Raw genomic sequence first — 11,520 nt, forward strand, 5'->3', positions numbered from 1 at the left:
CCCATCGTCAGCCTGCCAGCCGTGGCCGCCTGACCAGCCCGACCAAAGCCGGCACGCGGTGGCTCTGCGAAGCTACACCACCAGCAGGGACACGACCACGGGAGGCTTGCCTGCCTTCCAGTCCATGCCGAGCAGGACCATGCCGTCGCCGCGGTGGATCGTCAGAGAGAATGGCGCAGCGGCATTGCCGCCTGTCACACGAAACCCAGTCGCCACGCGTGCCTCCCCCCAAATTTCCCCTCCAGATTGTGTCACCATTTCGTGACAACTGGAAAATGGAATTGCAGTTGGAGTGCGGAAAATCACGGCACGACTTGCTGGCGCCCAAGAGCACATTCGGTCCGCCGTGACCTGGGGCCGCCTAGACTGCGACGGCTCGGCAATCGAGCTCCGTTTCAAGCGCGTCGCTTGCTAACATCTTCTCCACCTCCGCGAACTGCCTGCGCTTCTCAGCCAGCTCGGCACCGAAGGTAAACTCTCCACCCTCGCGCGACCGATATGACGCCAGCCGGCGCTGCGCCTCGGCGAGACGCTGACGATACCGCTCCCGCTCGCCCTCGAAATCCCCAAGCGCGTGTTCGAGGCGCGACACCGCACCGGCCGGCGTCACCGTGACCGGCAGGTCGATCTCGTGATCGGCGCCGGTGCGCAGCAGCGCCGTGTCATAGCGATAGCCATCGCGACCGCCATGCTCGCCGCGGAACTCCAGATCAAATCCGCCGATCGTGGCGATCGTCACCTCGCCCTCTTGCCGCATTTGCACGAGCGTCAGGATTTCCTTGAGCAGGGTGCGCCCTGCGTCCTTGCGCTCGATATAGGCCGTGCCAATCACCGTCATCGCGAAGGCGTCGCCGGTGGTCGGAACGTGGCGCTCGATGTCGCGTGCGATCTCGCCGATGCGCCGGGTCGCAACTTCGATATCGCGCTCGGCGTCGCGGATCTGTCGGCGGATGGCGAACTGATCGTCCTGATGGGCCGCGCGCAGGCGCTCGAGCCGTGCGATTTCGGCCTCCAGTCCGGCCTTCTGCATCAGGCGCTGATCGCCCGAGGCGATCGCCTTGGCCATGGCGAACTGGTTGGCCTGCCCCTCGCCCAGGTCTTCCAACCGCCGAATCGAGGTGTCGCCCGAAAGCGCAGCGGCGATGAAGCGGGCCTTTCTCTCGTTGTTTTGCCACATGGTGGCGTCGAGCGAGCCTTGCGTAGCGTAGGCGAAGATATCGACCTCGTCATGCTGGTTGCCCTGCCGCACGATCCTGCCCTCGCGCTGCTCGATCTGCGAAGGCAGCCAGGGCACGTCGAGATGATGTAGCGCCTTCAGCCGGAGCTGCACGTTGACGCCCGTTCCCATCGTCTCGGACGAGCCGATCAGGAAACGGACCTTGCCAGCGCGGACATCGCCGAACAGCCGCTGCTTGGCTTCCGACTTCTTGAAGTCCTGCATGAAGGCGATTTCGGAGGCCGGCACGCCGCGTCGGACCAACTCGTCGCGGATCCAGTGATAGGCAGAGAATCCACGGCTTTTCTCGACGCTGATCGTCCCAAGATCGGAGAAGATCATCTGCGCGGCGCCCACGACCTCATACGGCTTTCCGTCCGGCCGGACGTACGCCGCATCAGCGGTTTCCCGCCAGATGCGCAGGGCGTTCCCGATCAGCAGGTTGAGCTTGTTCTCCGGCTCGTTGTCGTTGTCGGGATCGACGAGGCGAAGATCGATCGCGGCATGGCGGCCGTCGGTGATGACCGAGAGCAGGATGTCGTCGCCAGGCTCCGCCGGTCGGTTGCGCATCTCGATCGCCTTGATGCGCTCGTTGAGCAGGCGCTGATAGATTCTGAAGGCCGACGTCGGCTTTGCTGTCAGGATCTGACGACGGCCGGTCGAGATCGCCGGCACCTTCACATAGCGCCGCAGATCGTCGGGGAGCACGACATCCGCGAAGGAGCGGAACATGGCGATCAGTTCGGGTACATTGACGAAGCTGGCGAAGCGCGAGACCGGCTTGTATCTGCCCGATGGCTGCAGCTCGAGCTCGGTCGTGGTGTCGCCGAAGGTCGAGGCCCAGGCGTCGAACTCGTGCAGCCCGCGCTGCCGAAGCGCGGCATGGTCCATCAGGCGCTGCACGGAAAACATCTCGCCGAGCGTGTTTGTGATCGGCGTGCCCGAGGCCAGCACGAGCGCCCTGCCCGGGTTCTTCGTCTCGACGAAGCGGGATTTTACATAGAGGTCCCAGGCGCGCTGCGAGCCGTTGGGATCGACGCCCTTAAGCGTCGACATGTTGGTGGCGAAGGACAGCTTTCGGAACTCCTGCGCCTCGTCGACGATGATCTGATCGATGCCGAGTTCCGAAATGGTCAGGAGATCGTCCTTGCGGGTCGAGAGCGCCTCCAGCCGTTCCTTCAAGCCCTCCTTCAGGCGTTCAAGGCGCTTGCGCGAGACACGATCGTCGCCCTCGACCTTCGTCAGCAGGCTCTCATAGAGTTCGAGCTCGTCCTGGATCATCTGCTGCTCGAAGGCGGACGGCACATCGATGAAGCGGAACGCCGAATGGGTGATGATGATCGCGTCCCAGGTCGCGGTCGCCGCGCGCGATAAAAAGCGATGGCGCTTCTCCTTGGTAAAGTTGCTCTCGTCGGCGACGAGGATGCGGGCGTTGGGATAGAGCGCCAGAAACTCGCGGGCGACTTGGGCCAGGCAATGGCCCGGCACGACCAGCATCGCTTTGGCGATCAGGCCAAGCCGGCGCTGCTCCATCACGGCGGCAGCAAAGGTCATTGTCTTGCCGGCCCCGACCGCGTGGGCGAGATAGGTCGACCCACTCGCGACGATCCGCCAGATGCCGCGTTTCTGATGAGGGTAGAGGGTGAAAGCGCCGCTCGCGCCGGGCAGATTCAGATGCGAACCGTTGAAGGCGCGCGGTGCGATGTTGTTGAAACGGTCATTGTAGACTCGCGCCAGCCGGTCGGTACGGTCGGGGTCGGACCAGACCCATGTCTGGAACGCGGTCTTGATCTTATGCAGTTTCTCCTTGGCGGCTTCGGTATCGACGACGTTGAGTACGCGACGCTTTCGGCCGTCCTGTTCGATCGTGTCGAAGATTTGCGGGATGCGGCTGTTCAGCGCGTCGGTCAAAAGCTCGCCTGCGTGGCGGCGACCAGTGCCCCAGTCGGAGGTACCCGCCGCAAGCCAGGCGAGATGTCGCGCGTCCACCGTCCATGAGGCCAACTCCGGCATGTGGCGGATCGTGATCTCGGCGCCCATCGTCTCCTTGACGAAGGCGACGACATCGGACGCCGGAATCCACGGTGCGCCGAGACGCGCAGTGATGTCGGAGGGACCGAGATTGGCCGGCTGGACTTCGACGAGCGCGCGGACATTGCGCTCGAAAGCGGGGTCGAGCGCTGCCGCGGCTTCGGCAACCTTCAGCTTGTCGCGCACAGGCCCCGACAGATAGGCGTCCGCCATCAGCCAAGCGCCGTCGGCCGGGTTCTGGAAGATCGCGTCGCCCAGTTCGGCGACGACGTCGGCGACATCCCGATGCAGCAGCTCGGCGACGTGCTCGATATCGACACGGCCGCGCGCGTTCAGGACGACGGCAAGGGCGTCCGTGGCGCAGGTGATGATCGGCGCCGCAGGCGGCGCGATGACGCGCTCGCTGAACAGTGGACCGGGCTTTGCCGTGTCGGTATCGAGGTCATAATCCTCAATCGAGGCGACGAGCCAGCAATCCGGATCGTCGAAGAATGGCTGCAGGTTCGGACGGCGGTGAGATTCACGGACCTCGCCGGTCGTCTCGTCCTCCGAGATCGAGACCGTCGTGTGATTAATCGGGCCGAATTCCCGCAAAAAACTCGACCAGGCGATGCGCATACGAACCTGCGCATCCTTCCAAGGCCGGTCCTGCTCCTGGCACGTGAGAACCTCGCGCACAGCGTCTCGGATCGGGATCAGCTTCTGGATGATCCGGACGTGCCTTTCCGGGACGCCCTCGGCGCTTCGACCCTTTCGAACCTTCACCGCGACCGGCTGGCCGTCGATGAGCTGCATCAGCCCGAGACGCGTATCAACGAAGTAGCTGCCCTCGCGGACTCGCGCCTCCCGCGGCAATGCGAGATTCGCGTCCGATGCTTCTCCTTCGTCGAGCTCGACAGCTTCCGGCTCACCGTCATAGAGGCTCTTCGGGAGGAGCTGGATGGAAGCGTTCAGCGCGGCATCGAGCGCGACGCCGGCCTGTGGAATGCAGGTATAGGTCTCGCCGAAGGGCCCCGATGCGAGGGCGTGCGTGCCCAGCACGAAGCCGACGACCGCGCGAACCAGCGATTGACGCGGATCGCGCGGTCGTCGGCTGTTGGCGGCCCGCACCTCCTCAAGATCGAGCCAGGCCAGATCGCCTTCCGGCTCACCGGGCTTGCGCTTACGAAAAAACACGATGTCGACGACGACGTCCGTCCCGGCGTCGGCCCGGAAGCTTCCCTGCGGCATCCGGATGGCGGCGATGAGATCGGCGGTATTAGCAATGTGCTCGCGCGCCGAAGCGTCCGCTTTGTCCATCGTGCCATGCGAGGTGACGAAGGCTGCAAGCCCGCCAGGCTTCAACAGGTCGATCGATCGCGCGATGAAGTAGTCGTGCAGCCGCAAGCCCATCGAACCATAGGCGCGGTCGGAGCGGACGGTGCGATCGGAAAAAGGCGGATTACCGATGGCGAGATCGAAGTTCACAGGCAGCTCGGTGCGCGCGAAGTCCGCGGTGAGGATGCGAGCGCGGGGCTGCAATAGCCGGGCGATCCGCGCCGTGATCGGATCGAGCTCGACGCCGGTGACATGCGCGCAATCGCGAAACGCTTCCGGCATGAGCGCTGCGAACAGCCCGGTGCCGATGCCGGGTTCGAGTACGCGGCCGCCGCGCCAGCCGAGCCGCTGCAGGCCGGCCCAGATCGCCCGGACGATGAATTCCGGCGTGAAATGGGCGTACTGCGTGCAGCGCGCCAGCGAGGCGTAGTCGGCGTCGCTGACCGCATCCTGCAGCGCGCCGCCGATCGTCTCCCAGCCCTTCCGGAACGCAGTCTCGCCTGGCCGCGGGAAGACGCCATTGGCGAGGTCGGATGCGCCAAAGCCGGTGAAGCGGATCAGCCTGCGCTGCTCGTCCGGCGTCGCCGGCCGCTCCTCAGCTTCGATCTGCGCGGCGAGCCGGATCGCCGCGATGCTGTCGCGAGCGCGATCCTTCCAGCCCGCGGCCAGGCCACGGTCGCCACCGAGAACGAAATTGACGCCGCGACGGATCAGGGGCTGTGGCGCGGGCGGAGCGATCCGTTGCGCCGGTGATGGCGGCGTGGGCTCAGGCTCATCGTCGTCATTGGCCGGACCGCCGGCGGCGAAGGCCGTGACGCCGAGGCTGAAGGTCGAAGAGAGCGCGGTGTTGTTGAAGAGGTCGATGGTGAAGGGATCGAGATTCAGGCGGTGATCTTGCGCCATGGCGAATTCTCCTGAGTTCGAGCACGCGCCATCGCTCTCGCCGGATCAGGTCCGACGGGAGGGATGGTCGCGGGCGATGGATGGTGGTGGGTGGGTGGTTCAGCCGGCGGATCAGCGCCGGACCAGGGCGAGCGACAGGGCGCTGTCGGTCATCGTGATCGTGAGATGCGTCGCCGACCGCGCAGCATTGATCAGCTTCACCAGCTCGGCTGCGTCGAGGAACTCGACGCCGCCATCGCCGCCAAAGTGCTGACGCTTGTAGTGCCAATAGTCGGGATTGGTCTTGGGATCGCACTCCTGGGCGTAGACGATGAGTGGACGCTGATCCTCGGCGAGCTTGCCGTTGGACATGATGTAGACGCCCTCATCGCCGACCAGCCACACGCCCGGTCGTTCGTCCTGCCCGGGGGCGAGGCCATAATGGGGATTGCGAAAGCCGCCATTGAGGACGGCGTCGATCCGTCCGAGCGTAATGACGGCGCAGACATCCGTGACGGAAAAGCTGAACATTGCCGGCGCCCATCACGCCGCGATCGCGTCGGGCAGATAGCGCAGATGCACGGGGAGCTTTTCGCTGATCTCTTGGTCCGTCAGGCCGTCGAGGAGCCTCAAAGTCGTTCCCTGCCGGCCGCCATAGACGGTAATCGTGCGCTTGCCCCGGTCGGGGGCGGGCCAGCGCTCGCCGGCATAGCCGCGATAGTCGTCATGGGTGCTCGACCAGATGTGCTCCAGACGCTCCTGCCGCGTCATCGCCCGCACCGGCCGGGTTTCGCGCTCAACGATCGCCTCGCGCATGCGCCTGCCGGAATCGATGTCGGCGAGATCGCAGTAACCGTGGAAGTACCGAGCCCGGCCGTCGATCCACAATGTGAAGAAAACGCTTGTGATCGAACCGGTCAGAAATTCGCGCAGCGCGAACATATCGACCGCCAAGATGACTGGCGGCAGGGCCTCGAACATATAGTCGTGCTCGGCTTGGCCGATCTCGAACCATTCGCCGGCGTAGAGCGAGCCGGCGTCATGCTGGCTGCGCTCGAGCCGCTGTGCGTGGCGGTCGAACATGCGGAACATCTGCCGCCGGTCGGCGACGCCCTGGAACACTTTGCGGATCGGAGAAGGGGTCATGGGCTGGCTTCTTGGGGCTCGTCAGACCGGAGCGCGGCTCATCCTCGCGACATCGCCATCATCTTCGGCTCTTCCTGACCCCTCCCCCGCGGCCGCCTCGCCGTCCGGCCGGGTCAAGGGCCGGCGCAGCCGGGCGAAGCGTCACCCTTGATGCGGCCGGCGGGTATGCGGCAGGTCTCTCCTCCCATTCCTCCTTTCCTGCTCCTCCCTCGCCTTCTCCTTCAAAGCCTCGTTCCAATCATCGGCCAGCGGCGTCAGGCGGATGCAGTCGCAATCCGCCGTCTCGGCGATCTCGCGCAACCGTCCGGCAAACGCCTCGCCCTGGCTGTTGGCGTCCGTCGCCGCAACAAGTTGGGCGCCGGGACGCGTGGCGAGCGTTCGCACCGCCGCATCTGTCGCAGGCGACCAGCCGCCGCCAGTGCTGAGATAGAGGCTGCCTTCCCGCAGCCCCTCAAGCGCCGCGAGACTCATCGCGTCGATCGCCGCCTCGGTAATGCAAAACCTCAGTGCGTCGGGCGCGCCGAGCCGGAACAGCACCTTCATCCCGCCGGTCGAAAACCCGCGCCATTGCGGCCCGCGCTCTTCCCATCCGGTGACAATGCCGCCGTCATCGACATGGGCGGCCCATAAGCTGCCGTGTGGTCCTTCCCGCAGCCGGTACTGCCGGGTCCCGGCGCGCAGCACGCTTTCGGGGAGATGGCGTTCTTGACGCAGGTAGCGCCAGGTGGCGGAGCCCGGCCGAAGGTCTCGCCGGGCGCGCCAGCGTTCGGCAAGAGAGACAATGGGCCTCTGCATTCGCGGGCTCTGCCAGATGGGTTCAGCCGCTTGGAACCCGGCCAGCTCGGCCGCGCGCACAAGCACATCAGTGAAGGCGACGCCATCCAGATGCTGGATCAGCGAGAAGACATCGCCCTTGGCGTCCGACAGGGGATCGAACCAGCCTCTACCCTCATGGATCACGATGATGATGTCGCTGCCGCGGCGGTGCTTGACGGCGCGGCGCGTGCTCTCTTTCAGATCGATGGCGAAGCCGGCTTTCTCCAGCACCGCCGCGCACAGCACGCGCCCCTTCAGTTCCTCGCGTTCTCGTTGCTTCATCATCTCTCCCGGCGCTTGAGTCCGGCCTTTCCTGTTGCGTCGTCCCTCCCGCAGATCTCGCGGGTCCAAGCCCAACCGCCGCGAAGAGCGGCGCCTGCAAGGGCGCGGATCGACCGTCGACGGAAGATGAGATCAATCGTTCGCGGCGCAGCCTCCCTTGCGGGCGGCCGCTCGCCAGCGGCACCAGTGGTCGGCTCAATGAGCCGGCCGACGATCGTGGGGATCGAATTCGTGAATGACGTGCAGATCGTCTGCGTCGTCGATCTCGTCGCTCGGCAGCACCCCATAGGCGCCATCGATCTGGAAAACCGTCACCGCGACCATCAGCGTGCGGGCGAGTGCGAAGGCGTGGCTCTGGGCAAGGACAAGATCGTTCGACATCGTGAGGCTCCATCCGGGAGCGGGGGAATTCCGCTCGATGGCTCCTCGAAGGGCCGGGGCCGGTCGCGATCACCGCGAAGGCGTCAGCCGTAGCGGCGGCACGCTCGCGTAGCCGACCCCTTGCGGGTTGATCGTGGAAGATCCGGAACCGGACCAGGACGCCATCGCAGAAGAGCGGGATTGCGCTGCTCTTGGTGGACCTGGCTTCATGGCAACGACGCAATTCGCTGAGAACCCCAGCCGCCGCGTGTTGTTGGTCGCGGTCACGCGGTTCGCCTCAGCGAGCGCCGCCTACTGTCTTGCCCTTGCGTCGCAGTTCCTCGTCGACGATCGCCTGGACGCTTGCCAGATTCATGTTCGCGCGCGGCGAGATTCGCGCGACCTCTGCGGCAACCTTGGTCCAGTGAAGGAACTCGCCCGACAGACCATCGGCCCGCGCGCGGGCTGCCAGTCGCTGCGCAGCATAGTAGGCTTCAAATTCGTCGATCTGCACGAGAGCACGGGCATCGGCTTGTCATCGTCGTCGGATAGCGCGCCGCCGCGCCAGCCATAGTCTGAGCGTGCGATACACCTCGCTTCTCCTCCCGGTAGCGTATCGACGCTCCACCCTGCGTCAGGGATGGACGCCCGGATGGGTAAAGACCCGCAGGGGCTTCAGCTTCGCCGACAGCCCGGCCCGCAGGGAGACGCCTTCTGAGCCGCTCAAATCAGCAAGATAGCTGTTCCGGCTTACTTTGAAAATAGATCCATTTGTCAACGTTAGTTTGACATCAGGAGGAGGTCCAAAAGCAGCGCTCGCAATCACTTTGAATCCATGACATATTGTCAGTTATGGATGGACAAGGCGCATCGAAGCTGAAGCGGCTCCTTCAAGCCATCCCGCCAGGTTTTCTGGTGGATATGGCCTGGATGACGCGTCACGCCATCTCGCGACAATCCGTTTCCGCCTATGTGAAGCAGAGCTGGCTGGAACGGGTGAGACAAGGCCTTTATCGCCGCCCATTTGCCACCGGCGCAGGTCAAGAAGCCGCCACGGGATGGAAAATTCCGTTGCTTTCCGCGCAATGGATCATGGGACATAGCTTCCATGTCGGAGGGACGAGCTCCCTCGGCCTTCACGGTCATTCGCACTATCTGCAGTTGGGCGGCGACGCTGCGATCTATCTCTACGGCTCGGACATACCGACATGGCTGGTCGAGCTGCAAACCGATGCACGGTTCGTCCGGCGAAACGATGCACTGTTCGGTGAGCAGCCCATCGGTGTTGAAGATAGCGAATTCAGCCTGTCCGACGGCCCGGATGCGGAGCTCACCCTCAGTCCCTGGCGTTGGCCGATACGGATGTCGTCGGCGGAGCGAGCGATCCTTGAGGCACTTGATGAACTGCCAAACAACGAGAGCTTTCACACCCTCGACAAGACGTTCGAGAGCTTGGTCAATCTGCGCCCGAAATTGCTGACGACGCTGCTCGTCCAGTGCCAGAGCGTGAAGGTCAAACGCCTGTTCTTCGTCTATGCCGACAAGCACGCTCACGCCTGGCGCAAGCATATAGACATGTCGCGAATCGACATGGGGCGAGGCGATCGCGCTCTCGCCGCGAACGGGCGGCTGCACCCAACCTATCGGATCACCGTGCCGGCCGACCTGTTGCCGCAGGAGGCTGCCCATGGCGCGTGAGCAATATATGCGGCAGGTCGAACTCCTGGTCCGGACACTGCCCTTCATAGCGCGCCAGGACGTGTTCGCGCTCAAGGGCGGCACCGCCATCAATCTCTTCTATCGCGATATGCCTCGCCTCTCGGTCGACATCGACCTCACCTATCTCCCGGTCGAGGATCGCGACGCGACACTTGCCGGTATCGACGCGGCGCTTGATCGCATCCGCGAGGACCTTTTGCGAAACCTCCGGGGCGTGACGGTTCAGCGCATCGCCGGCGGCGGCAACAATGACACACGCGTGCTGGTCCGCCAGGGAAACATCGAGGTCAAGATCGAGACGTCGCCAGTCGCCCGCGGGACGGTGCATCCTCCAGAACTGCGGCCGGTCACCGACGCGGTCGCCAACACCTTCGGCTTTGCCGAGCTGCAGGTCGTCGCCTTCGAGGACTTGTTCGGCGGCAAGCTCCATGCGGCGGTCGATCGCCAGCACCCGCGCGATCTGTTCGATGTGAAGCTTCTCTATGAGAATGAGGGGCTGACCGACGTGCTGTTTCGGACCTTCTTGATCTATGTTGCAAGTTCTGGCCGACCGCCGCACGAGCTTATCAAGCCACCGCTTTCCGAGATCGATGACGCCTTTGCCAAAGAGTTCGAGGGTATGACGGTCAGGCCTGTGAGCCTGAGCGAGTTGAAGGACGCGCGCGCGCGGCTAACCAAAGACCTGCTCGCACGGCTCGACGACAGGGCGATGCAGTTCCTGCTTTCGCTGCATGATGCTGAACCGGACTTCGAAGTGATCGGATTGCCGCAAGCGGCAGATTTACCGGCAGTTCGCTGGAAGCTGCTCAACCTCACGAAGTTGAAGGAGCAGAACCCCGGAAAGCACGCCGAGCAACGCGAAGCGATAGCGGGAATGTTGTCATAGACACCGGATCTGGATGATAGATCGGCCATGAGTGACATCCCGCGTTCCGGGGTATTGGGGTCTCGACGACGTCGCTAGCCAAGCATCGTTTGCGGACGCCGTCCCATATCGAAGACGTCATGAGCGGGCATGGGGCCTTGAGCTAAGCCGCCTCGTCCGCTCGAGCCTCGCCACAGGCGGTGCAATGCAGCTTGGACCACGGCCGATCGACCGTTCGTACGCCGCTGTGATGCTCAACATATTCAGACAGCCACGCCTCGCTCAGGCGACCACCGAGATCAACAATACGCTTGGCCGATGTGACGAGGACCCGGCTTAACGACTGCAACGGCGGCGTGAGAAGGCAGTCGAGTGCCAACTCGCTGAGCATTGCGGTCACGTAGTTGAGCTCGACCGGCCCGTATGGTTGGTAGTGCGCGCCACACGCGGGCTCTTCCTGATTGGCATCGCCGCCATCCGGCCAGTCCACAACCTTGAACGCCGGCGCGCCGGTCCGCCCGATGTGGCATTGCAGACAGCCGCCCTCGCCTGTAATTGCCACGCCGTGCCCAGCGCAGGCATGAGCCTCGGTCCACCCGTACAGAATCGGCTGCCCCCGACCTTGGGCGAGATGCCAGCGGTTGAGTGAATTCTCGGCCGCCCAGCTGCCCGTCGTCGCAACGATCAAATCTGCTGTTTCAAGGAGGTCTGGATCGTTTGCGAGCACATAGTGCAGATCGCAAACCCTGCGCTCGACCCGAAGATTGTGTTTCGGCGTGCAAGTTTGGGTCTGACGCAATCTCGCTGACGTTTGGGGCTCATGTCGCGCCAATCAGACGCGCCTGGAGAAGATCGATCTTTCCGCGGCCGTACATTTGGCGCTTAA

9 protein-coding genes and 1 pseudogene are annotated in these 11,520 nt (G+C 64.1%); 2 read left to right on the forward strand and 8 right to left on the reverse strand.

The annotated features are described in order from the left end of the window. Positions 1-72: 72 nt before the first annotated feature. The 7 genes and pseudogenes from ACFPN9_RS17010 to ACFPN9_RS17040 all read right to left on the reverse strand — a co-directional run bounded on the left by ACFPN9_RS17010 (position 73) and on the right by ACFPN9_RS17040 (position 8,564). On the reverse strand, positions 73-216 hold the full coding sequence (locus ACFPN9_RS17010; RefSeq protein ID WP_377817289.1) for a hypothetical protein: 144 nt from the start codon (positions 214-216) through the stop codon (positions 73-75). 145 nt (positions 217-361) lie between these two features. Further along, positions 362-5,467 (reverse strand): annotated as a pseudogene (locus tag ACFPN9_RS17015) (Eco57I restriction-modification methylase domain-containing protein). 111 nt (positions 5,468-5,578) lie between these two features. Then, the gene (locus ACFPN9_RS17020; protein ID WP_067254310.1) at positions 5,579-5,977 is read right to left on the reverse strand and encodes a DUF3085 domain-containing protein; all 399 of its coding nucleotides are present in this window, start codon (positions 5,975-5,977) and stop codon (positions 5,579-5,581) included. 12 nt (positions 5,978-5,989) lie between these two features. After that, on the reverse strand, positions 5,990-6,592 hold the full coding sequence (locus ACFPN9_RS17025) for a DUF1419 domain-containing protein (RefSeq protein WP_067254313.1): 603 nt from the start codon (positions 6,590-6,592) through the stop codon (positions 5,990-5,992). 141 nt (positions 6,593-6,733) lie between these two features. Further along, positions 6,734-7,690: a DUF3991 and toprim domain-containing protein gene (locus ACFPN9_RS17030; protein ID WP_067254316.1), complete on the reverse strand. Its 957-nt coding sequence runs from the start codon at positions 7,688-7,690 to the stop codon at positions 6,734-6,736. A 195-nt stretch (positions 7,691-7,885) separates the two neighbouring features. After that, the gene (locus tag ACFPN9_RS17035) at positions 7,886-8,071 is read right to left on the reverse strand and encodes a hypothetical protein (protein ID WP_067255136.1); all 186 of its coding nucleotides are present in this window, start codon (positions 8,069-8,071) and stop codon (positions 7,886-7,888) included. Between the two features lie 277 nt (positions 8,072-8,348). Further along, positions 8,349-8,564: a hypothetical protein gene (locus tag ACFPN9_RS17040; RefSeq protein ID WP_377817287.1), complete on the reverse strand. Its 216-nt coding sequence runs from the start codon at positions 8,562-8,564 to the stop codon at positions 8,349-8,351. A 338-nt stretch (positions 8,565-8,902) separates the two neighbouring features. On the opposite strand from ACFPN9_RS17040, the gene ACFPN9_RS17045 reads away from it, so the two are divergent. Together ACFPN9_RS17045 and ACFPN9_RS17050 are read left to right on the forward strand one after the other, a co-directional pair. Continuing rightward, positions 8,903-9,748, forward strand: a complete 846-nt coding sequence (locus ACFPN9_RS17045; protein WP_067253432.1) for a type IV toxin-antitoxin system AbiEi family antitoxin domain-containing protein — start codon at positions 8,903-8,905, stop codon at positions 9,746-9,748. Continuing rightward, a complete protein-coding gene (locus ACFPN9_RS17050; RefSeq protein ID WP_067253434.1) occupies positions 9,738-10,655 on the forward strand; it encodes a nucleotidyl transferase AbiEii/AbiGii toxin family protein in 918 nt (305 codons plus the stop codon). The genes ACFPN9_RS17045 and ACFPN9_RS17050 overlap by 11 nt, the downstream gene beginning before the upstream one ends. 142 nt (positions 10,656-10,797) lie before the next feature. On the opposite strand, the gene ACFPN9_RS17055 is transcribed toward ACFPN9_RS17050, so the two are convergent. Continuing rightward, entirely contained in the window at positions 10,798-11,433 is a 636-nt protein-coding gene (locus ACFPN9_RS17055; RefSeq protein WP_377817288.1) for a thiamine biosynthesis protein ThiF, read from the reverse strand. Between the last annotated feature and the right edge of the window lie 87 nt (positions 11,434-11,520).

Source organism: Allobosea massiliensis, assembly GCF_042655245.1.
In the GTDB taxonomy this organism is placed as follows: Bacteria; Pseudomonadota; Alphaproteobacteria; order Rhizobiales; family Beijerinckiaceae; genus Allobosea; species Allobosea massiliensis.

Excerpts from the sequence above, each read along its gene's own strand:
- ACFPN9_RS17035 (WP_067255136.1), bottom strand. The coding sequence starts at position 8,071 with ATGTCGAACGATCTTGTCCTTGCCCAGAGCCACGCCTTCGCACTCGCC.
- ACFPN9_RS17050 (WP_067253434.1), top strand. The coding sequence starts at position 9,738 with ATGGCGCGTGAGCAATATATGCGGCAGGTCGAACTCCTGGTCCGGACA.
- ACFPN9_RS17030 (WP_067254316.1), bottom strand. The coding sequence starts at position 7,690 with ATGAAGCAACGAGAACGCGAGGAACTGAAGGGGCGCGTGCTGTGCGCG.
- ACFPN9_RS17045 (WP_067253432.1), top strand. The coding sequence starts at position 8,903 with ATGGATGGACAAGGCGCATCGAAGCTGAAGCGGCTCCTTCAAGCCATC.
- ACFPN9_RS17025 (WP_067254313.1), bottom strand. The coding sequence starts at position 6,592 with ATGACCCCTTCTCCGATCCGCAAAGTGTTCCAGGGCGTCGCCGACCGG.
- ACFPN9_RS17020 (WP_067254310.1), bottom strand. The coding sequence starts at position 5,977 with ATGTTCAGCTTTTCCGTCACGGATGTCTGCGCCGTCATTACGCTCGGA.